This is a genomic window from Aureimonas fodinaquatilis, from assembly GCF_008369445.1.
Classification (GTDB): Bacteria; Pseudomonadota; Alphaproteobacteria; order Rhizobiales; family Rhizobiaceae; genus Aureimonas; species Aureimonas fodinaquatilis.
In genome coordinates, this window is sequence record NZ_VTWH01000003.1 from 58,881 (window position 1) to 82,305 (window position 23,425).

The 23,425-nt window shown below is 56.8% G+C and carries 20 protein-coding genes; 8 read left to right on the forward strand and 12 right to left on the reverse strand.

What is annotated here, in order from left to right:
• Nucleotides 1-4: 4 nt before the first annotated feature.
• Genes FPY71_RS12480 through FPY71_RS12490 form a run of 3 tightly spaced genes read left to right on the forward strand, consistent with a single transcriptional unit; the run spans nucleotide 5 to nucleotide 4,178 of the window.
• A complete protein-coding gene (locus FPY71_RS12480) occupies nucleotides 5-1,708 on the forward strand; it encodes a GMC family oxidoreductase (protein ID WP_149300647.1) in 1,704 nt (567 codons plus the stop codon).
• Between the two features lie 3 nt (nucleotides 1,709-1,711).
• A complete protein-coding gene (locus tag FPY71_RS12485) occupies nucleotides 1,712-2,710 on the forward strand; it encodes a proline racemase family protein (protein ID WP_149300648.1) in 999 nt (332 codons plus the stop codon).
• Nucleotides 2,711-2,741: 31 nt separating this feature from the next.
• Nucleotides 2,742-4,178, forward strand: a complete 1,437-nt coding sequence (locus FPY71_RS12490) for an NAD-dependent succinate-semialdehyde dehydrogenase (RefSeq protein ID WP_149300649.1) — start codon at nucleotides 2,742-2,744, stop codon at nucleotides 4,176-4,178.
• Nucleotides 4,179-4,293: 115 nt separating this feature from the next.
• Here the strand turns inward: FPY71_RS12490 and FPY71_RS12495 are convergent, their stop codons facing one another.
• From FPY71_RS12495 to FPY71_RS12545, 11 genes are all read right to left on the reverse strand, one after another.
• Nucleotides 4,294-5,088, reverse strand: a complete 795-nt coding sequence (locus FPY71_RS12495; RefSeq protein ID WP_149300650.1) for a transporter — start codon at nucleotides 5,086-5,088, stop codon at nucleotides 4,294-4,296.
• Between the two features lie 126 nt (nucleotides 5,089-5,214).
• Complete coding sequence (locus tag FPY71_RS12500; protein WP_246160518.1) at nucleotides 5,215-6,693, reverse strand: DUF1254 domain-containing protein; 1,479 nt, start codon at nucleotides 6,691-6,693, stop codon at nucleotides 5,215-5,217.
• Between the two features lie 11 nt (nucleotides 6,694-6,704).
• On the reverse strand, nucleotides 6,705-7,706 hold the full coding sequence (locus tag FPY71_RS12505) for an HAD family hydrolase (protein WP_149300651.1): 1,002 nt from the start codon (nucleotides 7,704-7,706) through the stop codon (nucleotides 6,705-6,707).
• Between the two features lie 30 nt (nucleotides 7,707-7,736).
• Nucleotides 7,737-9,035: a DUF1214 domain-containing protein gene (locus tag FPY71_RS12510; protein ID WP_210246292.1), complete on the reverse strand. Its 1,299-nt coding sequence runs from the start codon at nucleotides 9,033-9,035 to the stop codon at nucleotides 7,737-7,739.
• A gap of 196 nt (nucleotides 9,036-9,231) precedes the next feature.
• Nucleotides 9,232-10,449: a mannonate dehydratase gene (gene uxuA, locus FPY71_RS12515; protein WP_149300653.1), complete on the reverse strand. Its 1,218-nt coding sequence runs from the start codon at nucleotides 10,447-10,449 to the stop codon at nucleotides 9,232-9,234.
• 84 nt (nucleotides 10,450-10,533) lie between these two features.
• Entirely contained in the window at nucleotides 10,534-11,568 is a 1,035-nt protein-coding gene (locus FPY71_RS12520; protein WP_149300654.1) for an ABC transporter ATP-binding protein, read from the reverse strand.
• A gap of 12 nt (nucleotides 11,569-11,580) precedes the next feature.
• Nucleotides 11,581-12,414 (reverse strand): carbohydrate ABC transporter permease, encoded by an 834-nt coding sequence (locus tag FPY71_RS12525; protein WP_149300655.1) that lies wholly within the window; start codon nucleotides 12,412-12,414, stop codon nucleotides 11,581-11,583.
• Entirely contained in the window at nucleotides 12,411-13,286 is an 876-nt protein-coding gene (locus FPY71_RS12530) for a carbohydrate ABC transporter permease (protein ID WP_425457891.1), read from the reverse strand. Before FPY71_RS12530 ends, FPY71_RS12525 begins: the two co-directional genes overlap by 4 nt.
• Nucleotides 13,287-13,480: 194 nt before the next feature.
• On the reverse strand, nucleotides 13,481-14,722 hold the full coding sequence (locus tag FPY71_RS12535) for an ABC transporter substrate-binding protein (RefSeq protein ID WP_149300657.1): 1,242 nt from the start codon (nucleotides 14,720-14,722) through the stop codon (nucleotides 13,481-13,483).
• A 57-nt stretch (nucleotides 14,723-14,779) separates the two neighbouring features.
• Nucleotides 14,780-15,571 carry an SDR family NAD(P)-dependent oxidoreductase gene (locus FPY71_RS12540; protein WP_149300658.1) on the reverse strand — a complete coding sequence of 264 codons (792 nt, stop codon included), beginning with the start codon at nucleotides 15,569-15,571 and terminating at the stop codon, nucleotides 14,780-14,782.
• Nucleotides 15,568-16,323, reverse strand: a complete 756-nt coding sequence (locus FPY71_RS12545) for a FadR/GntR family transcriptional regulator (RefSeq protein ID WP_149300659.1) — start codon at nucleotides 16,321-16,323, stop codon at nucleotides 15,568-15,570. Before FPY71_RS12545 ends, FPY71_RS12540 begins: the two co-directional genes overlap by 4 nt.
• Before the next feature lie 101 nt (nucleotides 16,324-16,424).
• Between FPY71_RS12545 and FPY71_RS12550 the strand changes: the two genes are divergently transcribed.
• The 5 genes from FPY71_RS12550 (at nucleotide 16,425) to FPY71_RS12570 (ending at nucleotide 20,538) form a co-directional block, all read left to right on the forward strand.
• On the forward strand, nucleotides 16,425-17,552 hold the full coding sequence (locus FPY71_RS12550; RefSeq protein ID WP_149300660.1) for a mandelate racemase/muconate lactonizing enzyme family protein: 1,128 nt from the start codon (nucleotides 16,425-16,427) through the stop codon (nucleotides 17,550-17,552).
• Nucleotides 17,553-17,590: 38 nt separating this feature from the next.
• Nucleotides 17,591-18,457 (forward strand): DUF6772 family protein, encoded by an 867-nt coding sequence (locus FPY71_RS12555; RefSeq protein ID WP_149301089.1) that lies wholly within the window; start codon nucleotides 17,591-17,593, stop codon nucleotides 18,455-18,457.
• The gene (locus tag FPY71_RS12560) at nucleotides 18,457-18,792 is read left to right on the forward strand and encodes a hypothetical protein (protein ID WP_149300661.1); all 336 of its coding nucleotides are present in this window, start codon (nucleotides 18,457-18,459) and stop codon (nucleotides 18,790-18,792) included. Before FPY71_RS12555 ends, FPY71_RS12560 begins: the two co-directional genes overlap by 1 nt.
• Nucleotides 18,793-18,797: 5 nt before the next feature.
• A complete protein-coding gene (locus tag FPY71_RS12565; protein ID WP_149300662.1) occupies nucleotides 18,798-19,571 on the forward strand; it encodes an SDR family NAD(P)-dependent oxidoreductase in 774 nt (257 codons plus the stop codon).
• Nucleotides 19,572-19,689: 118 nt separating this feature from the next.
• Nucleotides 19,690-20,538: an SMP-30/gluconolactonase/LRE family protein gene (locus FPY71_RS12570; RefSeq protein WP_188052334.1), complete on the forward strand. Its 849-nt coding sequence runs from the start codon at nucleotides 19,690-19,692 to the stop codon at nucleotides 20,536-20,538.
• 53 nt (nucleotides 20,539-20,591) lie between these two features.
• On the opposite strand, the gene FPY71_RS12575 is transcribed toward FPY71_RS12570, so the two are convergent.
• Nucleotides 20,592-23,381 (reverse strand): bifunctional aconitate hydratase 2/2-methylisocitrate dehydratase, encoded by a 2,790-nt coding sequence (locus FPY71_RS12575; protein ID WP_149300664.1) that lies wholly within the window; start codon nucleotides 23,379-23,381, stop codon nucleotides 20,592-20,594.
• Between the last annotated feature and the right edge of the window lie 44 nt (nucleotides 23,382-23,425).

Genomic DNA, 23,425 nt, shown 5'->3' on the forward strand with positions numbered 1-23,425 from the left:
ACCAATGAGCATTCAAAGATTCGACTATCTGATTGTCGGTGGCGGTGCCGCGGGGGCCGTGCTGGCAGCTCGCCTGTCCGAGCGCAGCAGCTTCAACGTTGCCTTGCTTGAAGCAGGGCCTGACACCCCGCCGGGCGAAGAGCCTGCCGACATTCTCGATGCCTATCCCATCGTGGCCTATTTCAACCGCTCCTACCATTGGCAGGATCTGGGCGTTTATCTGGATACGCCCAAAAATGCGGACACGCCGCCACGGCGGTACGAACAGGCCAAGGTGATGGGCGGTGGTACCAGCATCAACGGCCAGTTTGCCTTTCGTGGCCTGCCTTCAGACTTTGCTTCCTGGGAAGAGCGGGGCGCGAAAGGTTGGGGCTGGGACGAGGTTCTGCCTTACTATCGCAAGCTGGAAACTGATCTGGACTTTGGCAAGAGCCCATTGCATGGCGATAGCGGACCAATGCCGCTGCGCCGAATTCCGCGCGCAAAATGGTCACCATTCGGCGAAGCCGCGGCACAGGCTCTGGAAGCCCAGGGAGTGCCGGATATTGGCGACCATAATGGCGATCCGGTTGACGGCTTCTTCCCGATGACCACCAACAACAATGTTGATGGTGAGCGCGTTTCGACAGCACGAGCATATCTGACCAAAGAGGTGCGGGCTCGCAAAAACCTGACAATCATGCCGCTGACGGAAGTGACGTCGCTGCGGTTTGATGGCCAGCGCGCCATTGGCGTCAAGGCGCGCCGTAACGGGCAGGAAATTCTGCTCGATGCTGGCGAGGTGATTGTCTGCGCAGGGGCTTTGCAATCGCCGACGCTTCTGCATAAGGCCGGAATTGGCAATGCCAGCCAGTTGCGCGCCAGTGGAGTGGAGGTGCTTGCCGATCGTCCGGGTGTGGGTCTTAATCTGCAGGATCACCCGATGGTGGCCTTTGCCGGTTATCTTCCAAAGCGCTCACGCCTGCCCAAATCCCAGCGCCGCCACATTCAAATGGGCTATCGCTACTCGTCCGACATTGCCAATACGCCGGGTGGCGATATGTTCATGCTGGCTTCCAACCGGGCGGCATGGCACCCGATCGGCCGTCAGCTTGCTTCAATTCTGGTGTGCGTAAACCGGCCTTTTTCCACCGGTGAAATCACCCTGGAGCGGCGCAATGGCGAGCTGAAATCCAACATCAATTTCCGGCAGCTTTCAGATGAGCGGGACCTCAAGCGGCTTGAAGACGGCATGCACCGGCTATGGAGGCTGGTCAATCATCCTTCAATGAAAGGCGTGGTGGAACGCGTCTTCCCAGCCACCTTCTCTGATCGGGTCCGCAAGCTTGGTGCTGTTACCAATCAGAACTGGCTGATCACCTTCATGGGGTCGATGGTCATGGATCTTGGTGACTTTCCTCGCAAAATGATGATTGAAAACGTAATCGCGCCCAATCAGGATGCTGCGCAGATGATGCAAAGCAACAATGCCCTGCGCGACTGGATCATCGACAATGCATGCGGAAGCTGGCACGCAAGCGGCACTTGCCGTATTGGCGACCCGGACGACAAATATGCCGTGGTTGATTCCAGTTGCCGGGTGATTGGCGTGGAAGGCCTGCGTGTGGTTGACGCTTCCATCATGCCGAGCGTGATCAGCGGCAACACAATGCTGACGACGGTCATGGCCGGTGAAAAAATTGCCGATGCAATCAAGGCGGCGGCGTAACCCATGCCCCGCAACAGCACTGGCCATATCACCACAATTGACAGCCACACAGCGGGGCATCCAACACGGGTGATAACCGGCGGGCTACCGGCTACGCGCGGGGCAACGGTTGCCGAGCGCATGGCCTTTTTCCAGCGTCATCACGACCGGCTGCGCACCTTTCTGCTGCACGAGCCGCGCGGCCACGCGGCCATGGTGGGCGTGGTGCTGACGGAAAGCAGTGTCGCCGACTTCGGGGCGTTTTTTCTCGGCAGTTACAAGTATCTTGAAATGTGCGGCCATGCGAGCATTGGTCTGGCAATCACACTGGACCATATGGGGCTGATTGCACCCAATGCAGAGGGCAGGGCATCTGTTACAGTTGAGGTGCCTGCCGGAGTGATCACTCTTGAAGTGCGCTATGACGGCTCAAGCCCGCAAAGTGTAACGCTTCGCAATGTTCCGGCCTTTGTTGCCGGGAACGGCACGGTGGCAGATGGCGGCAGGCAATTGGCCTATGACGTTGTCTATGGGGGCAACTGGTATGCGATTGTCAGAGCGGACGACGCTGAGATCGACCTTGTACCTTCTGGCGTTGGCAATGCCATGGCTACCGGGGCAAGGCTCAAGGCTTTAATCAACGCCGATATTGCTGCGGGCAAGGTTGTGGGGGCGAAGCAACCCGTTGACAGCCTTTTGTTCTACCGCAACGAAAATGATGCAGACCGCCTGATTTCCCGCCAGTTGATTGTTCTGGAATCCAACAAGTTCGACCGTTCGCCCTGCGGTACAGGAACATCTGCACGTCTTGCCCAGTTGATCGCACGCGGCGAAATCGCCTTTGGCGAAACGATCGTGTCGCGAAATATTCTCGATATTGATTTTGAAGCCGTGGCGACGCGCGATCCGCAGGCCGAAACCACCGTGCTGCCAAGCATTACCGGCACGGCGTTCATCACCGGCCATCACAGTTTCCTGCTGCAAACCAGCGATCCACTCGATCACGGCTTTCTGTGCCGATAACGAGCAGCATGTCCATGGAAGGGACCATTTTATGTATGACGTCGCTCTTAAACTATTGATCAACGGCGCGTGGCGCGAAGGAAGCGAGGGCAAGAGCGAGCCAGTCGTTAATCCGGCCACGGGTGAAGTGCTGGGCCAACTGCCGCATGCTTCTGTTGCTGACCTTGATGAAGCTCTTGCTGCCGCTGCCGATGGCTTCAAGGTCTGGAAGGCGATGACGGCACAGGAACGCTATGTCATCATGAGCAAGGCCGCTGACCTGATTGAGCAGCGCAAGGATGCGATTGGCCGCATCCTGACCCTGGAAAACGGCAAGCCGCTGGCTGAATCGGTTGGTGAAGTGCAATTTGCTGCCGACGCAACTCGCTGGTACGCGGAAGAAGGCAAGCGCGCTTATGGCCGCATTGTTCCGGCGCGTATTCCCGGTGTGCGCCAGATCGTGCTCAAGGAACCGGTCGGTCCGGTTCTGGCCTTTGCCGCCTGGAATTTTCCGGCAAGCAATGTGATCCGCAAGATCTCCGGCGCGCTTGGTGCCGGATGTTCCATCATCGTCAAACCGGCGGAAGAAACCCCGGGAACGGCTATTGCACTGACGCAATGTTTTGTTGAAGCCGGATTGCCGGCCGGGGTCATCGGCATCGTCTTCGGTGTACCGGGCGAAGTGTCGAGCCACCTCATTGCATCACCCGTGGCCAAGAAGGTTTCGCTCACCGGGTCGACACAGGTTGGCAAGGTTTTGCAGCGGCTGGCGGCAACCACCGTCAAACGCACAACCATGGAACTGGGCGGTCATGCGCCGGTTATCGTGTTCGAAGATGCGGACCTCGACAACGCCGTCAACACACTGGCCATGTTCAAATTCAGAAATGCCGGGCAGGTGTGCACCTCGCCAACGCGCTTTTATGTGCATGAGTCGCTTTATGATCGCTTCGTCGAAGGGTTTGCCCAGCGGACTGCCGCTCTCAAGGTTGGCAACGGTATTGATGCGGGCACGCAGATGGGGCCAATGATCGCCGAACGTCGGCTGGCGGTCATGGTGGAACTGGTGGAAGACGCCAAGGCAAAGGGCGCGCGCGTGTTGACAGGCGGTGCACGGATAGAGGGTGCAGGCTACTTCTTTGCGCCAACGGTTCTGGCCGATGTCCCGGACACCGCACGCATCATGTCTGAGGAGCCATTCGGCCCGATTGCGCCGATCACCCGCTTTTCCAGCTATGACGAAGTGATTGAGCGGGCCAACAGCTCGCCCTATGGCCTGGCATCCTTCATCTTCACCCAAAGCCTCGCCACGGCGGCAAAGGCAGAAGGTGATCTGAATGCCGGGCTGGTCGGCGTCAACCACATGGTCGTTTCCACCGCTGAAACGCCATTTGGTGGCGTCAACGAATCCGGTTTCGGCTCAGAAAGCGGCATTGAAGGGCTGGATGCGTTTCTGCGAACCAAATTTGTGACCGAGCGCGGAATCTAATCCCCTTCAGGTCATCATGACGGTAAGGAAGGGCCAGAGCCTGCTGCTCTGGCCTTTTTTGTTTTGCGCGTCCCTGCACAACCGCTCGCCAACACTGAGTTCTTCCGGCTGCATCCTATTGAGGAAACAGAAACGTCAATGTCGTTCTGAATCCCCAGTCCGGTCCGCCCTGCGGCGCGTCGGCGTAATATCTTCCACCAACTTGCAGGCTCAGCGTCTGTTCTCCAACCTTGAAAATCTGTGATATGCCGACGTTGATGGGAATAGTCCATTCGCCATCAATCCAGTTGTAGGTTGCTTCGGAATTGGCCGATACAGTCCGACCACCACCAATGGTTCGGGATATAAAAGGCTGCAGGAAAGTCTGGCTGACATCTTCCCGGCTATCGCTTCCAGCCACCGACCACACATGGTTAGCCAATGCCCCCACGGTCCATGGGCCATCCTGCAGGGCAAGAACACCCGTTGGTCCGACGCCAAATTTTCCAGTTCCCAGCACATCTTCCGTTGCGGTCGGCAGCAGGAAAACGGGGCCAAAACCCAGGATCAGACCATCCGAGCCCGGTTTCTGTGGCGACAGAAAGAAGCTGGCATTAATGTCTCCAAGGCCTCCGACATCTCCATCCGGCAGATAGTCACGATAGGCGATAGGGATGATGGTGCGGGAGATCAACAACCAGTCATCGCTTAGCGGAATGGGGATGACGGGTTGGAGATTCACCGTATACGCAAAGCCGCTTTCCGCAAAACCTGCCCCATAGTCGAAATTATTCTGTATGGGAACGCTGATCAGATTTGCGACCGGGTTGGCAAGTTTTTTGGCAAGCTCGTCAGCTTCCTGGGCGTTTGCTCCGCATGGAAAAAAGACCGCCAGCATCAGAAACCCGGCGGATGTTCTGGAAACTTTCATGCGAACTCCCGTTTGCGATGTCCTGATTGGTCAGCCAGTGCGTTTCATGTGATGGGTCGACCACCAATCTGCGCACCTCTTTGCTCTGTCGCATTGTCCTGCCGTTGAACCATTTTGTTTCAACAGCTACAGGCGCTCAACCGCGGGGGGTGTCCAGGATCCGTCAATGATCGGGGTTTTCGGCCAGTATGCCCGCAGGTAAAGGGTGAAATCTGCATTGGCGGGCGCAGGCAGCCAGTTCGCTTCGAGGTCCGCGCCCGGCGAAGTAGCCTGCACGTACAGCGTCAACGACCCGTCCTCATTAAACTTGAGCGTCTTATTCTTTGTACCCAGTGAGTACCGGTCAATCGGGTTGGGAGCGAAAAAGTGGTGCTCATCGTACAGCGTCAGCGACCAGAACCCTTCCACCGGCGGTGTTTCATCCTTTGCGAATGTAACAGTGTAGTTGTTGGACCCATTCAGCCGTTCACCGTTCACATCAAGGTCCTGATACAGGTATTTCGTTTCCTTAGGCGCGTTGACGAGAATATTGGATTTCGCAACCGCCGTGCGGGTAAAATAGTCGGTGCCAAAGGCGGCATTGTTATCAGTTGAGCTCCAATGGTGGGCGAGCTGCGTTCCCCAATTGCGAAACTGGAGCAATGGTGCAACGAGCTCTGCGTCGGTTTTTCCAGCCTCATCAACCATTGCCGCCATCAGGTCAGGGTCTCGCTCGGCGGCATCCATCACGGCCTGAATCTGCGCATAGCGCGCTTCCTCTCCCGGCAGTGGGGATGCATCGCGCATGACATCCGGCAACTGTTTGAAGAAGGTTTCAGGAAAGACCCATCGGGTTTCACCTTTTCCCTCGTCGCCGGTGGGCGAGCCGAGCGTTGGAAGCTTGCTCCAGTCGTGAGTCTTCAGTGTGCCATCAAATTCTGATAGCGGATAGATATCAATGCCAGCAATCAGGGGCTGGATGGCTTCACGTTCCTCAGCGGTGTCGTTCATGAAAACGCGGGGGCCTACAAAGGCCGTATTGGTTCGGGAACGAAAAACCTGCGTTACGCCCTGTGGTACTTCGCCTTTCCAGTCTGGACCGACAAGCAGGTAGAAGCCGGGTTGAGTGCCATACATCGCGCCAAGCTCGGCGAAGCTATCAGTTCGCAGATCAACGATTTGATAGGCCCAGAACCTGCCGCCGAAATCGGGCACCTGCACAATTACAGGTGTTTGCTCCAGCGCAACAATGCCGGCGCCATAGACGACATCCTGATTTGGACAGGCCACCCATCGCTGGTCCGGTTTGATATAGTCGTGGAGCATCGCCAGTCGATTGAGCGGAGCGAAAGGCAAAACCCCATTCATCAATCCAACCTCGGGAGACTCGCTGAAAGCCAGACGCCGATTGTAGATGTTGACCATTGGCCACGCCCAGAAATAAGCGTCCCGCGCGACCATGCGAGCGTAGGCTTCAGTGATCTTGACCTGGCTGTCCGGGCCGGCAGGCATGGCAGCCGACCAGTTCGGCGAGGGTGGCAGCGGTTGCGGGTTCAGTTCGGCGGCATCGGCCATGCCGGACACGCCGGTGAGCAGAACGATCAGCATAAGCCTGAAGCGGGTCATCGGTGGTCCCCCTACTTGCGGTCGATAATGGTTTTCCAGTCATCCCTGATGCTGACGACATGGAAGCCGTATTCTTTTGCGGCGTTCAACGAATAGTTGTCGGGTTCGCTATAGGCGAACTCCCGGCTTTCATCGTCGTGATTAACTAGAAGTTGAAAACTGGGGCCGTCGCGATCCATCGACCAGCGCATCATGGCAATGTCGCCGCGCCCGCCTTCATTACCGCCGACAAAAGCCGGGCGCTGACCGATTGCCAGATTGATCGTGACGGGCTTTCCCTCGCCATCATTGAGGCGCGCAATTGTGCCGTCAAACACGAGCACGGTTTTGCCGTCCTGTTCGTCCAGTCTTGTGCCGACATAGCTGCCCATCACGCGCTCAGGCGGTATGCCGAACATCTCTTGCGAAAGCTCCCGGGTGATCAACAGGGGACTGCCGCTGCATATCCATATTGTGAAGCCGTTTGCCTCAAGCAGCGCGATCACCTCCCGCATGGGCTGGTAGACTGCTCTGGAATAGGGAACATCAAACCGGGCAGAGGTTTTGCCATCAACCAGCGACCGGACATTCTGTACAATGTCCTCGGTGGTCCTGCCGTCCGTCGCCACCGCGATCAGGTCGTTGATGCCTTGTTCGCCGGCTGCATGCAGTGCGGCCTCGTCTCCCTTCAAAAGGGCGGCCACAGCGGGTTTTTCCGCAAGTTCCGGCTTGGCGGCCACTGCCTGTTGAATGTCATCCAGAACCGGGATGAGGGCGAGCGGAATGGGCTTTTCCGGTATTAAAGTGCCGTCCATGTCAAAAACGGCAATCCGTTCGTCCGGAGGAATGAAACCCGGCCCTTCTTCAGTCGTCGCATCCCGGGCAAAATCCAGAAGAGCCTGTTTGACGGGCGTTTCGTTCCACGATGGCAATGGATCAGTCTGGGCGAAAGCGTATTGCGTCATGCCCAGGAAGAGCGCCAACGCAAAAGCCGTCACTCTGGATGCGCATCTGTCGGTCGGCGATGAACTCATTTCAGAGCGTCCTCTGGTTTGGCGCGGATGTCAGTTAACCTTCGTCACGGCCGGAGGCCAGAATGTTCCATTCGACACGCCATCAAGCGGGCCATAGAAGCGGAACGTCAGGCGATAGAGCGAGCCACTCGGCGTCGGCAGCCAGTTGCCATCCGGCACGCCTTCCGGTTTTTCCGCGGCAAAATGCAGCGTCAGCGAACCATCCGCCTCATATTCGGGGTTGGTTTCAGCGTTTAGAAGATATCGCTCCTGCGGGTTCGGCAGCACACGAAAACGTTCAGTATCGACCGCAATCACCGACCAGAAATACCTGGCAAAGCGCGCGGGCAGGGCATCGGCCGAAAATGTCAGGGTATAGGTGTTGTCACCCGAAAGCCGTGCCGCGTCACCGTCCAGGCTTGCCCGGTAATACATGACCTCCGGCGCAATATTGGCCCAGATGCCACCATAGTTGATCAACGTTCGGGTGAGGTAGTCAATGTTGTAAACGCCGACGGTTGCTGGACGTGCCCAGCCATTGGAAACCGTGCCATGCCCGATTGCGGCCCCAGCCTTTGCAAAGTCAGCAAATGCGCGCTCGCGAATGATTTCGTCTATGCGCTCACGTTCAGCAGGGTCTTTTACCGCCTCGCCGATTGCACGGGCTGCGGCGGCCAGCGGCTCAAGTCCGGGGTTGAGGTCTGGTTCGCTGTCAAGCGCTGCAGCTGCCGCTTCGAACGCTTCAACACCTGGAAGGGCTGTCAGCTCTAAAATTGGGGTCTTCGGCAAATCCGGCAGTTCGGGTGAACCTGTAGCCCGCAGTGTGAACTGGTGCTGCAAAGTGTCGGCGGTGTCCCAGTCGCTTCCAAGCGCCACACGCGTCAAAAGGCGAGATGTCTTCACAGGCAAATCTATGCGCGCCGTTATATCGGCAGGAAGATCAACTCCGGCGCCTATGAGGCAGACTGCAAAATCACCATAAGGCTTGTTTGGAAAGACACGCTCATTGATATTGGCCAGCGTTTCGCCCCAACCATTCAGCAACTGCACGGTGAAATAGCGATCCTGGATTTCAGGCACGCTGACAATGGTGCAGCTTGTCTCATCCACCGCGACCCAGGCTTCCGAGTAGGCGACATCCAGGTTCGGATTTGGCCAGTCAACCGCGCCGGGCTTGCGATGGACAATCTCGTTCCACTCAAAGCCTTCCTGAAAATCAAGCTGCTGACGGCTCGCCACCAGAAGGCGACCAAAAATATATAGATACGCGTCGCTGACGTCCTGGTCGCTATAGCTGGGCTGGGCCAGCGATGGCGTTGCAAATGTCAGAGCACAGATGAGTCCAGTCACAAAACGGGATATGCACGCCGTATCCATGTTTTCCCCCCGTCAGGCCATGGTCAACTGCACTCAATTTCTATGTCGGTGTAACTCTCTTTTTGGCGTGGCCGTGTTGTTGAACGCGCAAACGCATTAACGGCAAGACCATGCTCCGGTTCTGACATTCTGCCAGATCGGGGCACCTGTCAACGAGGCGAATAGGCCGTTATTGCTCGTACCTCACCAGAGGATGTGACAGAGCGGTCATCACCCCGCGAAGCTCTGCCAGCCCTTTCAGCCGCCCGATAATTGGATAGCCAGGCTGTCCCTGCCGTCCAAGATCGTCCACAATGCGCTGACCGTGGTCCGGTCGCATCGGAATTTGATGGTCGGATCGTCCTTCTGCCTTGCGCCGCGATTCTTCGCGAACAATTTCAGCAATGAACGCCACCATATCCGTGCTGCCACCCAGATGTTCGGCCTCATGGAAGGAGGCAGGCACCCCAGTGCTTTCTCTGGCAACATTGCGCAGGTGCAGAAAATGCACGCGCGGACCGAATGTCCGCATCAGCGCGGCCAGGTCATTGTCGGGCCGGGCACCCAATGAACCGGAGCATAGAGTCAGGCCACTGGCCGGACTGTCCACCGCTTGCAAAATTGCCGCGAAGTCTTCGCCGGTCGACATGATGCGGGGCAGGCCCAGCAGCGGGAATGGCGGATCGTCGGGATGGCAGCACAGCCGCATGCCCAATTTCTCTGCGACAGGCACAACCTCTTCAAGGAATGCGATGTAATTGCTGCGCAGTTTATCGGCGTCGATAAGATCATATTCCGCCAGATGCTGCGCGACATCGTCAATCGTCAGGCTCTCGGTTGATCCGGGAAGTCCGCCGGTCACATTCCGGGTGAGCTCAAGACGCCGTGCCTCATCCATCCCGGCGAAACGTTCAGCTGCCGCTTCAACAACCTCGGTATCAAACGACGCCGCGGCATTTCTGCGTTTGAGAATGTGGATGTCGAAAGCGGCAAAATCGATGAGGTCGAAACGCATGCAGGTGCCGCCATGCGACACCTTGAAGGCCAGATCAGTTCGTGTCCAATCCAGAACCGGCATGAAATTATAGCAGATTGTCTCGATACCGCAGTCGCGCAGATTTGCCAGACTTTGCTTGTAGTTGGCGATGTGGGTCCGCCAGTCGCCGGTCTGCTTTTTGATGCTTTCTGAAACGGGTAGACTTTCAACAACTTCCCACGCCAGATCCGATGGGGAGCCATCCTTCATCCTGGCGATCAGATTTTGCCGCTGGCGTATGTCTTCAACCGACCAGACTTCGCCGGTCGGGATCTGGTGCAGGGCGGTAACCACGCCTTCCACACCAGCCTGCCGCATATCGTCCACCGAGGTTTCATCGTGTGGCCCAAACCAGCGCCAAGTTTGCCGCATTGCAGTTCCTCATGTCCAAAAAATCATATCGCATCAGAACGCTGATGCTTTGCCGCCTTACCGGTCGTCTTTTTGTCGCACGCCCTATGAACGGGCGACGGCTTTGCCCTCGGCGTCGAAGAAATAGATATTCTCCTGATCAGCACTCAGCGAAACGCGGCTGCGAACCGGGTATGATTCCTCGCCACGATGCAAGGCAAGGCAAACATCGTGACTGTCCAGTTCGATATGAAGCAGCGTTTCGGAGCCAACATATTCGGCAAGAAGCACAGTGCCTTGCAGGCCAGAGTGATCAGCCGGGCCGATCCTGAAATGCTCGGGCCGAAAGCCGCATTGCGTTGCGGGTTGCGGGACTGCGCGTTCCTGAAAAATTGCGCTGGCAGCATCGACGCTCAGTATGTTCATCTTCGGGCTGCCGATAAACTGTGCGACGAAGATATTGGCAGGCCGCTCATAGAGTTCGCGGGGCGTGCCCACCTGCTCAATCATGCCATCTTTCAACACCACGATCTTGTCGGCCAGGGTCATGGCCTCGACCTGATCATGCGTGACATAGACCATTGTGGTGGCAACGCGCTGGTGCAGACTGGCAATCTCCGAGCGCATATGCACGCGCAACTCGGCGTCCAGATTTGACAGCGGCTCGTCGAATAGAAAAACCGATGGGTTTGCAACGATAGCGCGTCCGATCGCGACACGCTGGCGTTGTCCGCCTGACAATTGCCTTGGAAACCGATCCAGCAATGCTTCGAGTTTCAGCAACGCGGCAGCATCGCCCACCGCCTTTTCCCGTTCGCCACGCGGAACCTTCCGGACCTTCAACCCGAAGCCCATATTGTCGCGCACGGTCAGATGCGGATAAAGCGCATAGGACTGGAACACCATGGCAACGCCCCGTGCGGAAGCCGGAACATCGTTCATCACCCGGTTGTCGATCGAGAGTTCGCCCTTGGTAATCGGCTCCAATCCTGCAATGAGTCTGAGCAATGTTGATTTGCCGCAGCCCGATGGCCCGACAAACACGACGAACTCACCATCCTCGATGGTCAGGTCGACACCGCGGATAATTTCAGCCGACCCAAATGATTTTCTCAAATCGCGAAGCTTAACGCTGGCCATAATATGTCTACCTCAACCTTTAACGCCGGACAGGGCAAAGCTCTCGATGATCTGGCGCTGGGCAATCAGATAAATGATGAGCACAGGGATGACCGCTAGGGTCGTTGCCGCAAGCTGCAGGTTCCACAATGGAAGCCCATAGCTGTCGTTGAAATTGGACAGCGCAAGCGGCAGTGTGAATTTTTCCAGCGAACTCAGGAAGATCAGCGGTTCAAGAAACAGGTTCCACGAGTTCAGGAATGTGATGATTGCCACCGCCGCCAGAGCCGGTCTGGACATCGGCAATGCAACCTTCCACCAGATTCCGAGCCGGGAAAGCCCGTCCATTTTGGCGGCTTCTTCCAGCTCTTTTGGAAGAGACAGAAAGTATTGGCGCATCAAAAATGTGGCGATGACACCCTGTGCGCCGAACACGGGCAGCAGGATCAATGGCCAATGCGTATCAACCAGTCCAACCCAGCGGATCAGGAAGAAATTCGGGATAATGGTGACTTCATCGGGCACCATCAGCGCAGTGACCAGAAACAGCATCACAATACCCGCCCCGGCAAAGCGAATGCGCGCCAAGGCGTAACCTGCCAGCGATGAGATGAAGAGCGTCAGCACAGTGACAACTCCTGCAATATAGAGCGAGTTGAAATACTGCCGGGCGAACGGCTGATAGGTGAACACTTCCACAAAGTTCTGGTACCGCCAGACCCGGGGTATCAGGCTTGGTGCGCCAAAAATTTCCGTTACGCTTTTGAACCCGGCGGAAACCATCCACAAAAATGGAAAAACAAAGGGCACAGCCAGGATCATCAAGAGCACTGTCCAGGCAAGCCGGTTCCAGGATGATCGTGTCATGCGTTTTCCTTTCGGCGCACAGTCAGCTGGACGATTGTCAGCGCCATGACGATCACAAACATGATCATGGCCAGCGCGGATGCATAACCGATGTCGAAGAACTGGAAGCCCTGCTGATAGATGTAGAACGCCAGCACCAAGGTGCCGTTTTCGGGTCCGCCGCCTGTCATCTGGTAAATGTGGTCAAACACTTTGAACGAGCCGATTGTTGTCAGAATAACAATCACCAGTGTGGTTGGCCCAAGCAGCGGCCAGGTGACCATTCGGAAAACCTGCCAGCGCGACGCGCCTTCCAGTCCCGCCGCTTCATCATAATCCCGCGGGATCGCCTGAAGCGCCGCTATATAGAGGATCATGTTCAGGCCAACCATTTTGATGACGCGTGTCACGATAACTGCGGCCATTGCCCAGTTCGGCTCACGCAGCCAGTTGGGTCCAGCGATGCCGATCAGGGCCAGCATCTGATTGACAGGGCCACCTTCACCTTGAAGCATGAATTTCCAGACGATAGCCCAGGCAATTGCGGAGGTGATGACAGGGGCGAAGAATATGGTCCGGAAGACAATGACGCCGCGAAACGGGCGCGATAAAGCCACTGCCAGAAACAGCGCGAGGGCAACATTCAGCGGTACAAGGCCCAGAGCAAACACCGCGGAATTTCGCAGCACATGCCAGAAGTCCGGGTTTTGAAACAAGGCATCTTCAAAATTGGCAAGGCCGACAAAAATGGCCTCACCCGACAGGAAATTCCAATCTGACATCGCGTAAATGAAAATGGCGATGAGCGGGCCGAGAAAGAAAATCAGAAAGCCGATCAGGGTCGGACTGACAAACAACCATCCCTCTATCGCATCGCGTAGCTGGAGGGTCAGCCGGGGGGCGCGAGCCTGCGCGCCTGATCGGTGCGATGAAGGTCTGGTCACCAGCTTTTATCCTTGGAAATTTCAACTGCGAAAAGCGATTTGCTGGAGAATTTTTGCTGATCCGTGCAGCACAAATTCTCCAGGTATCTGTTCCAGAACAATGTTTCATGCAGAAACGTTGGGCGGCCCTGCATGAAACTGATCTAGAGCAACGGTTGAATTGAGGCGCAGATTGCCTGAAGGGATTTGCCGACATCAGCATCAGCACGCCACAAAGCATCAACCCGCGGCTTCATGGCCGCAAAAATCTGCGGAACTTTTTCATGCGCAGGGTGGACACGTCCGTCCTGGATCGCGGCCGCCACGGTTTGCATGATGTCGGGTGAAAGCAATGCGTTGTTGTTGATGAAGGCGTCACTTGCAAGGACGCTCTGGCGTGCTGGCGGGAAGAACTGTGCCAGGGCCGTTACGGATTGCGGCGTTGTCATCTCGGCAACAAGTTCAGCAGCCAGCTCTTTGTTTGCACTGGATTCAAACACAACGAAGCCAGCCTGACCGATCACAGGAGCCTCTTCACCGCCGGGTCCGGTTGGCAATGGTGCAATGCCCCAGTCAAAGCCTGCCTCGGCCATTTTCGAAGCACGGGAAATCTGGTTCACCGTCATTGCAGAACTGCCGGAGAAGTAGTCTCCCTGTTCGCCTGGGGGAACGATTGTCTTGTCGACAAACACCATGTCATGCAACTGCTGCACGGCCTGAACCGCGGCCGGGCTGTCAAACCCGCATTTGCCATCTTCCCAGAGGTCGCCGCCATAGGCGCGGATTGGCGGCAGAAACGCATGGGTCATGCGTGCGCCATATCCTTCACCATCCTTGAACTCGAGAGCCCATTTGCCCGGATTGGCTTCCACCAGTTTTTTCGAGATTTCCTGGAACGTCGTCATGTTCCACTCGCCCTTGGCGGCAAGCTGTGCAGGGTCTTCCAGACCTGCCTGATCGAACATCGCCTTATTGTAGTAGATCAGGAATGGCGAGGTGGAAAACGGTACGCCATAAACCTTTTCCTCATCACGCCACAGCGCCATGCCGGGCTCGGTGAAGTCCGCCAGATTGTAGTCTGGATAGGCTTCAAGCGTCGGTTTCAGGTCGGCCAGAATGCCAGCCTTGATGAATGCCGGCGCGGCATCCTCCATCATCCATGCCACATCCGGCGCATTGCCTCCTGCAACCTGAAATGACAGCTTCTGCGTGTAATCGGTAACGGGAATGGTCTCAAAACGTACATTGACGCCGGGATGAGATGCCTTGAACCCTTCTGCCAGCTCGTTAAGAAGCTTCAAATGAGCTTCACTTCCCGTATAAACTGCAACACGCAAATCCTGCGCTGAGGCCTGCGTTGCCATCAAGACTATGGCGGACGCCGCTAATGTGAATATGCCCTTCATCGCTTCCTCCCGATATGAAGACTGATTTCCGCTCTGTAACGAGCGCACTCTTGGGTATTATTGTGGTGTGGAGACCTGGCCGACAGGCGCATCTCCAATCGACCAACCGCCGTTGACCGGAATATCAGCCCCGGTTACGTAGGCCGCCGCATCGCTGCAAAGATATATATATGCGCCGACCAGATCCTCCGGGCGACCAGGCCGGCCTGCCGGAATTTTTGAAGCAACGGCGCTGCGAAATTGTTGGTCGGCGTAGCGATCTGCATTGGCCTCAATTTCAATCGCCCCTGGTGAAACGACATTCATCGTAACTCCGCACGATGCCACTTCCCTGGCAATGCTTCGAACTGCTGTCAGCTGGGCTGATTTCATTGCTGCGTAGACAATCGTTTCAGCGCGTGGGCGCGTTGCCATAATGCTGCCGGTTGCAACAACACGGCCCCAGCCACGGCTGGTCATTGGTGGCAGCATCCGGCTTGCAACCGTCAGCAGCGCTGCAAAATTGGCTGCAACATGGTCTGCGACAGTCTGTGGAGACACTTCGTTCCATGGACCACGCCGCTCGATTGCAGCGTTCCAGATCAGTATATCAATATCGCCGGCCGCATTGAGTGCCTGATCTGCAAATGCGGCTGCGGCGTTTGGCTGGGTGAAGTCTGCTTCCAGAACCGGAGTCTGGCCGCCCAGCAGGCGGGCAAGGTCTTCAGCCGCATCCTGATCACTGAAATGGTGCACCACAAGCGAGGCACCCTGTTCCGCCAGCCCCAGGGCAACGGCTCGTCCAATGCCGGAACTTGCGCCTGTGACCAGCGCCCGCTTTCCTGCCAGAGAGAACCGGTCGGTGCTCATGGATTGCCTCCTCGGCTGTCTTCGGCAACCTCAACCGAGGCAACGTCGGCAGCTTCATAGTGAGCCAGAATCCTGTCTTCGGCGGCTTGCGGATCTCCCGCCTCAATGGCTTTGAAAATGTCCTGATGTCGCGCAACAGTCCGCCGCCAATCATCCATGCTCCGTGTGGAACGCGTCGAGAAAATCTCGGAAACCTGTGTCTGTATCGACCGCAGGCCTTCAATCTGAATGCGAATCATCGAGTTGCCGGTGGTCATTGCCATGCCGAGGTGAAAGCGGATGTCTGCTTCGGTAAATTCCTGCGGGTTGCCGAGTGACGAATGCATGTCGGCCAGCGCCTTGCGCATGAGAGCCAGTCCGTCCGCATCGCGCCTGCTGGCGGCCAGCTTTGCGATTCCGGTTTCCATGACCCGGCGCATTTCATTCGCTTCTTTCAGCGATTTGATGCTGGAGCGCACGGCATAACCGTAGATTTTGTCCATAGGCTCGCCGCTCAGTGCCTTTGCCCTGGCGACTTTGCCCTGCTGGGTTGTCACCAGCCCGGCTGACGTCAATTGCCGCAAAGCTTCCCGCGCAATGGGGCGCGAGACGCCAAATTCTTTTGCAATCTCGCCCTCTGGCGGCAGTGCTTCGCCGGGCGCAATGCTTCCTTCCAGCAGCGCAGCAGCAATGGCATCCGACACTGTGTCGGCCAGACGAAGCGGGCTTGCCACCTTACCACTGAAAATTGTGCTGCGTTTGATCTCGCTCATACCGATTACCCTAACCTCAACTTTTTAACTTGGCAACTAGGTTTGTTTGTTGATAAGTAGACACCACTGGATGACACTAGCAGGAAACGAAAGCAGAGAGCATGATTTCCGAGCCGATCGAGATCATTGACGTGGTCGCTCATCCACTGCAGCAGACCCTTCCTGTTCCAACTGTGACCTCCTGGGGGAGTTACACGCAGGTTGGTATGGTTCTGGTCGAAGTCCGCACGCGATGCGGGCTTGTGGGGGTAGGGGAAACTTTGGCCCGCTTCGCGCCCAAGGCCTATGCGGAATTGATTCACACCGCCTTGCGACCCCGCCTGATCGGGCAGGATGCGCGAAACATTGCCGCCTTGTGGCACTCAATGCGGCGGGCATTGTCCGGTCGCGCTGGTGGAATGTTGATTGAAGCGATAGCCGGAGTGGATATTGCCCTCTGGGATATTGCCGGCAAGGCCGCAGGACAGCCAATTTCCAGGCTGCTGGGCGGCATGGGCCGTGACCGCATCGATGTTTATGCCGCTGCGGTGAACTGGGGCTCGGATGAGCAAGCAGACCGGGAGCTGCAGCGCTATCTGGATGAAGGTTTCACCCGGATCAAGATCAAGCTGGCCAGCCATGTGCAGGAAGCCTGCACGCGCGTCGAGAGGATGCGTAGAATTGCCGGCGACACCATCGGCCTGTGTGTTGATGCCAATTGGGCCTACGACCTGGATGGGGCAATTGAGGTTGGCCATGCACTGGCCGACAACGGCTATTTCTGGTTTGAGGAGCCGCTAGCTCCAGAGAATGAACAGGGCTATGAGGAACTGCGCAAACGGTGCACTGTTCCGCTGGCCGCCGGTGAAAGCAATTTCACGCTGGATCAGGCCACCCGGCTTCTGGCATCCCGAACCCTTTCCATTCTCCAGCCGGACATTGCGCGTTCAGGCGGCTTTACGGAAACGCGCAGAATGGCCGACTATGCGGCTGCACACGGCGTGGCTTACGCGCCGCATATCGGCATGTCCGGAATCATCTGTGAAACTGCGAGCATCCACCTCGCAGCGGCCATGCCGAATTTCAAACTTCTCGAATGCGAATGTGATCGCAGTCCCTTCAAAACCATTCTTGCCGACCTTGAGCCAGCTTGCCTGCGCCAGAAAAACGGCGTCGTCGAGGTGCCGCAGGGGCCGGGACTTGGCATTGAGATTGATTGGGACGCAGTCAAAACCTTGAGGGCAGAATAGTAATGGATGCGATAACAAGCTCAACCCTTGCCGAAAGCATGCGACTTGCCTTGCTTCGCGCCGATCCCGCGCTGAGCCGGTTCGATCCGCTGCCGCGCATCATTGCGCATGACAGCTTTGCAAAGGGCCATTGTGGCTGGTCGCAGCTGGTTGGCAATTACGAGGGTGACCTGGATACAATGCTGCCGGGCTATGCGCAGCATTCAAGCGCCATGTTGTCCACCTTGTCGCATTGGGACGCAGGCTCGCACGGCGGCATGAACTCTTCTTATGCGTTGAAAGTTGCCACCAAACCGGTTGCAGGTTCACGCAATGTCGCAATCAAGCGCCACACGTTTCGCAAGCGCGGGCCGATCCGGCTTGAGGCTTACTTCACGTTCAAGCCGGAAGCCAATGAACTGAAGCTTTCGGAAACGGACGTGCGGTCGGTCGGCTTCCTGTTCGATCTTCAGGGCGGCGACCAGGATGGCGACGGCATGCGGGTGATGCCACATATGCGGTTTCTGAATGCCGAAAACGGCGTCCACACGCAAAAATGGCAGTTCAAGCGCGAGACGGGCGACCTGAAGGCGGTTGGTTCGGAAGACAAGATTTTCAGCCATGACCACCTGAACCCCAATGACTGGCAGGACCTGCCGGATGGCGGACAGCGGCTCTGCTACAACGAAATTCCCACCAAGGTAAACTGGACCTACATCTGCTTTGATTTCGATCTGGAAACGATGAGGGCAACCGGGTTCCGGTGCAATGATCGTTACTTCGATATGTCGCAGTACGAAAGCATCAAGATCCCAGCGATGAAAAACCTCTGGTGCATGCTGAACATCTGCCTGTTTGCGGAAGCCGATACAGACAAGCGCGCCTTTCTCTATGTCGATTCAGTTTGCCTGTCGGGAGATTTCTGATGCTGCCTGAAAACATCACAGCCATTGTTACACGAAATGACACCTGGAGCGGTGTGGCAGCAAGCGAACCTTTTGAGGCGGGCTGGGCCAGAGAGGCCGTGTTCTTTGTTCGCGCATTGAAGCAACCGATTGGCGCTTCTGCAAAGGGGCGTGTCGAAATATCGCCCGACGGCATCATCTGGATTGCCGAGGGCACCGAGTTCGACCTTCCAGCATCGCGCGATGCAGTGGCTGTCGCCCGTGTCGCACATTTCGGAAACTGGTTGCGTGTTCGCGCCGAGTTCGCGGACGGCGCTGAATGCACCGTTCTTGTCACTCTCCACCTCAAGGCTTGATACACATGACGAACTATTCAACATTCGCTTCAGACGCTTTCAGTGGCCGTTCGGTTCTGGTCACCGGTGCAGCCAGTGGTATGGGGCTTGAAACGGCGCGTGCCTTTCTTTCAAAGGGTGCCGAGGTTGTTCTTGCGGACCGTGATGCGGATGGGTTGCAGCGCGCACGCGGCGAGCTTTCCGGCAAAGTCCATACTGTAACGGTGGATGTCGGGCAGCCTGACAGCATCGAGAAAATGTTCGAATATTGTGATTCGAACCTCGCCCGCCTCGACAATCTCGTATGCTGCGCGGCCGTCATCACGGCGAAAAAAATCCCCGATCAGGATTGGGCGCACTGGGAACGTGTCATGTCCATCAACCTGCTCGGCACATTCTTCACTGCCAAGGGCGCCATCAGCAGAATGCTGACAAACGAGAACGGCGGCAACATAGTCTGTGTCGCGTCGGATGTTGCCTATCATGGCGGCGGCGGGCTGATTGCCGACACGGCCTATGCTGCGTCGAAAGCAGGAACTCTCTCCATGGTCAAATCCATTGGACGTGAGCTCGCCGGCAAGAATGTCCGGATCAATGCGCTTAATCCGGGACCAACGGACTCTCCGATGCACAGCCATATCGACCCGGCTTTGAAAGAGCGGATTGCCGCCAATCTGCCGATGCGCCGCATGGGTCGGCCCGACGATATGGCAGCGGCGATCATGTTCCTTTGTTCGGAAGCGGCAGAGTTTGTCTATGGCTCTGCGCTGGACGTGGATGGTGGTTCAAGCTTCCGGTAAACGCCGCACCAACTGCGAGATATGGTTACGGGCTGCACGATGCGCTGAAGGATCTTCTTCGGGGCATCTGGCGGCCCGTTTCTGTTCATGAGCTGACCAAATTGTATGGAGGTTGAACGTGGAAGAGCATGTTGATCCCTTGCCGGGACCCAGAGCTGTCATCGGCGAGGGTCCGAGCTTTGATGCAGCACGCGATACTCTGTGGTGGTTCGACATCCCGTCCGGGCGACTGTTTGAGCACCGGTTTGCCGACAGGCAAACGGTGATGCATGAGTTGCCCTTCATGGCGAGTGCGCTGGCCCGGATCGATGATGAACGTCAGCTTCTGTGCACGGAAAATGGTTTTTTCATCCGAACCATTGCCACCGGAGAACTTCAGCAGCATCAGCCCCTTGAAGCCGATGACACAAGCACCCGTTCCAACGATGCGCGCACGCATGTTTCCGGTGCCTTTTGGGTAAGCACGATGCACAAGGCTGCAGAAGCGGAATGCGGCTCGATCTACTGGTACAGGAAAGGCGAGGTGCGAAAGCTTTTCGACCGGTTGACCGTGCCGAATTCTATCTGCTTCTCACCGGACGGTGAGAGAGCCTATTTTTCTGATACACGCAAATCCACGGTCTACACTGTGGCTTTGGATGCCGAAACCGGCCTGCCGCAGGGCGAACCAGGCATTTTTATTGAAGATATCCAGGGCCCGGATGGCGCAGTGGTTGATAGTCTGGGCAACATCTACATCGCCCGGTGGGGCGGTTCGCGAATTTCAGTCTTCTCGGCAGACGGTATCCAGGTTCAGGATATTCCTGTTCCAACGGCTCAGCCAACCTGCCCGGTCTTTATCGGGCATGACTTTGGTCGTCTTGCAACGACAACCGCCTCCGTCAACCGGAATGACGAGACTGCTGGCTCAACCTTTGTGCTGCCTGGCCGTGTGAAGGGAATTTCCGATCCAGCGGTCGTGCTTTAAAGCTTCTTTGTGCGCTCGAATGACCGCACAAAGAGCCAGCATATCGTGACGTTCTAAAAGTGGACAGACAGCGTATCGATAGGAGCAGTCTTGGGCGGGGCGAACTTGGTCAGATCAATCCCCTCGACGGCGGCCTTGTATTCTTCAGCGCTGGGCGTGCGGCCAAGAATTGCCGAGAGCACCACCACCGGAGTTGACGCCAAAAGGGATTCGCCCTTCTTCTCCGTGCTGTCCTCAACAACCCGGCCCTGGAACAAGCGGGTTGAGGTGGCCAGAACCGTGTCACCCTTTTCGGCTTTTTCCTGATTGCCCATGCACAGGTTGCACCCAGGACGTTCGAGATAGAGAATATTCTCATATTCGGTCCGGGCGGTGCTTTTTGGCAGGAGATCATCAAATTCAAAGCCGGAATAGCGCTGAAGGATTTCCCAGTCACCTTCCGCCTTCAACTCATCAATGATGTTGTAGGTGGGGGCAGCGACGACCAAGGGCGCCTTGAACTCCACCTTGCCGTCCGTCTTCTCAATATTCTTCAACATCTGGGCAACGATTTTCATGTCGCCCTTGTGCACCATGCAGGAGCCGACGAAGCCCAGGTCTACCTTTTTGGTTCCGCCGTAATAGGAAATCGGGCGGATGGTGTCGTGGGTGTAGCGGCGCGACACTTCGGCATTGTTCACGTCGGGATCGGCAATCATCGGCTCGTCAATCACATCCAGATCGACCACGACTTCGGCAAAATATTTTGCATTGTCGTCGGGGGTCAGAGCCGGTTTTTCACCGGAGCTTATCTCCGCGATGCGCTTGTCCGCCTTGTCGATCAGGCCTTGCAGCGTCTGCGCGGCATTGTCCATGCCCTTGTCAATCATGATCTGAATGCGCGATTTGGCGATTTCCAGGGACTCGATCAAGGTCTCGTCCTGGGAAATGCAGATGGAGGCCTTCGCCTTCATCTCTGCGGTCCAGTCGGTGAAGGTGAAGGCCTGGTCTGCCAGAAGCGTGCCAATATGCACCTCTATGATCCGGCCCTGAAAGACATTGTCGCCATGCTGTTTGAGCATCTGCGCCTGGGTCGCATGCACCACGTCACGGAAGTCCATCCAGGGCTTCATTGCACCCTTGAAGGTTACCTTGACGGATTGTGGAATTGGCATGGTCGCTTCGCCGGTGGCTAGCGCAAGCGCCACGGTGCCGGAGTCCGCGCCAAAAGCAACGCCCTTTGACATTCGGGTGTGACTGTCGCCGCCGATGATGATCGCCCAGTCATCCACGGTGATATCGTTCAGCACCTTATGGATGACATCGGTCATCGCGTGATAAACGCCCTTCGGGTCGCGTGCGGTGATCACCCCGAAATTGTTCATGAAGGACATCAGCTTGGGAATGTTGGCTTGCGCTTTCCTGTCCCAGACCGATGCGGTGTGGCAGCCCGACTGGTAAGCACCATCGACCAGCGGCGAGATCACCGTGGCCGCCATGGCCTCAAGCTCCTGCGCGGTCATCAGGCCGGTTGTGTCCTGCGATCCGACAATGTTCACCTTGACGCGAACGTCTGAACCGGCATGCAGCACCTTGCCCGGAGTGACGCCAACCGCATTGCGGTTGAAGATTTTCTCAACGGCGGTCAGACCCTGACCTTCGATTGCAATTTCCTTGTTCGGAGCGAAGACCGGTGTTGCCTCGACGCCAAGGGTCTGCGCGGCGAAGGTCTGAAGTTTTTTGCCGAAGACGATGGCGTAGGAACTGCCAGCCTTCATGAACTCCATTTTCTGCGGCGTGAAAGCGGAGGCTATGTCCACCAGCTCCGCGCCGTTCTCATCACGAAGCTTCCTGTTCTTTGCGTCGATTTTCAGAACCGTGCCTGTTTCGACAGAGAACTGCTGCTCAAGAACCGGGTTGCCCTCATTGTTCAGTAGCGGCTTGCCGTCCTCGCCAAGTTGCTTGGTCCAGTTTTTCAGGTTGATGCCGATGCCACCTGTCACGTCCACCGTGGTGGCGAAGATAGGGGAGATGCCGTTTGTGCCTGCGACGATGGGGGCGAAGTTGACGAAAGGCACATAAGGGCTGGCCTGTTTGCCGGTCCAGAGCGCCACGTTGTTCACGCCGGACATGCGCGAGGAGCCGACGCCCATGGTGCCTTTCTCGGCAATCATCATGACGCGCTTGTCGGGATGCTGCTTCTGCAGTGCCACGATTTCCTGCTGTGCCTGAGGCGTGATCATGCACTGGCCGTGCAGTTCGCGGTCCGAGCGGGAGTGGGCCTGATTGCCGGGCGACAGAAGGTCGGTCGAGATATCGCCTTCGGCTGCTATGAAGGTGACGACTTTTATCTCATCGTCGACGTCCGGCAGCTTGGTGAAAAACTCGGCTTTGGCGTAGCTGTCGAGAATATTTTTCGCCACGGCGTTACCCGCCTTGTAGGCGTCGCGCAGGCGGAACAAGTCGGCGTCGTAAAGGAAGACCTGGGTTTTCAGAACCTCGCCGGCCTTGACGGCTATGGCTGCATCAGCGCCGAGCGCCATGTCGAGCAGCACTTCCACGGAAGGCCCACCCTTCATGTGCGAGAGCAGTTCAAGCGCGAAATCCGGGGTGATCTCCGGGACGATGGTTTGGCCCAGGACGATCTTCTTCAGGAAGGCCGCTTTGGCCCCGGCCGCGCTGGTTGTGCCCGGCAGCGTATTGTAAATGAAGAACTTCAGCGCATCGGACCGATGCTCGCTTCCGGCGTCTTCGATCAGAGTGATGATTTCGGCGGTCAGTGCCCCATCATCAATCGGCTTGGGAGCCAGCCCCTGGCCTTTCCTGCTGTCGATCTCGGCCAGGTAATTCAGGTAAAGGGTCATGATGCTTCCGACGTAGTGAGTTCTGTGCCACTGACATACATAGT

Bases quoted from the DNA above. Each gene is read 5' to 3' on its own strand.
- FPY71_RS12480 (WP_149300647.1), top strand. From the start codon at position 5: ATGAGCATTCAAAGATTCGACTATCTGATTGTCGGTGGCGGTGCCGCG.
- FPY71_RS12485 (WP_149300648.1), top strand. From the start codon at position 1,712: ATGCCCCGCAACAGCACTGGCCATATCACCACAATTGACAGCCACACA.
- FPY71_RS12490 (WP_149300649.1), top strand. From the start codon at position 2,742: ATGTATGACGTCGCTCTTAAACTATTGATCAACGGCGCGTGGCGCGAA.
- FPY71_RS12495 (WP_149300650.1), bottom strand. From the start codon at position 5,088: ATGAAAGTTTCCAGAACATCCGCCGGGTTTCTGATGCTGGCGGTCTTT.
- FPY71_RS12500 (WP_246160518.1), bottom strand. From the start codon at position 6,693: ATGACCCGCTTCAGGCTTATGCTGATCGTTCTGCTCACCGGCGTGTCC.
- FPY71_RS12505 (WP_149300651.1), bottom strand. From the start codon at position 7,706: ATGAGTTCATCGCCGACCGACAGATGCGCATCCAGAGTGACGGCTTTT.
- uxuA (WP_149300653.1), bottom strand. From the start codon at position 10,449: ATGCGGCAAACTTGGCGCTGGTTTGGGCCACACGATGAAACCTCGGTG.
- FPY71_RS12520 (WP_149300654.1), bottom strand. From the start codon at position 11,568: ATGGCCAGCGTTAAGCTTCGCGATTTGAGAAAATCATTTGGGTCGGCT.
- FPY71_RS12525 (WP_149300655.1), bottom strand. From the start codon at position 12,414: ATGACACGATCATCCTGGAACCGGCTTGCCTGGACAGTGCTCTTGATG.
- FPY71_RS12535 (WP_149300657.1), bottom strand. From the start codon at position 14,722: ATGAAGGGCATATTCACATTAGCGGCGTCCGCCATAGTCTTGATGGCA.
- FPY71_RS12540 (WP_149300658.1), bottom strand. From the start codon at position 15,571: ATGAGCACCGACCGGTTCTCTCTGGCAGGAAAGCGGGCGCTGGTCACA.
- FPY71_RS12545 (WP_149300659.1), bottom strand. From the start codon at position 16,323: ATGAGCGAGATCAAACGCAGCACAATTTTCAGTGGTAAGGTGGCAAGC.
- FPY71_RS12550 (WP_149300660.1), top strand. From the start codon at position 16,425: ATGATTTCCGAGCCGATCGAGATCATTGACGTGGTCGCTCATCCACTG.
- FPY71_RS12555 (WP_149301089.1), top strand. From the start codon at position 17,591: ATGCGACTTGCCTTGCTTCGCGCCGATCCCGCGCTGAGCCGGTTCGAT.
- FPY71_RS12560 (WP_149300661.1), top strand. From the start codon at position 18,457: ATGCTGCCTGAAAACATCACAGCCATTGTTACACGAAATGACACCTGG.
- FPY71_RS12565 (WP_149300662.1), top strand. From the start codon at position 18,798: ATGACGAACTATTCAACATTCGCTTCAGACGCTTTCAGTGGCCGTTCG.
- FPY71_RS12575 (WP_149300664.1), bottom strand. From the start codon at position 23,381: ATGACCCTTTACCTGAATTACCTGGCCGAGATCGACAGCAGGAAAGGC.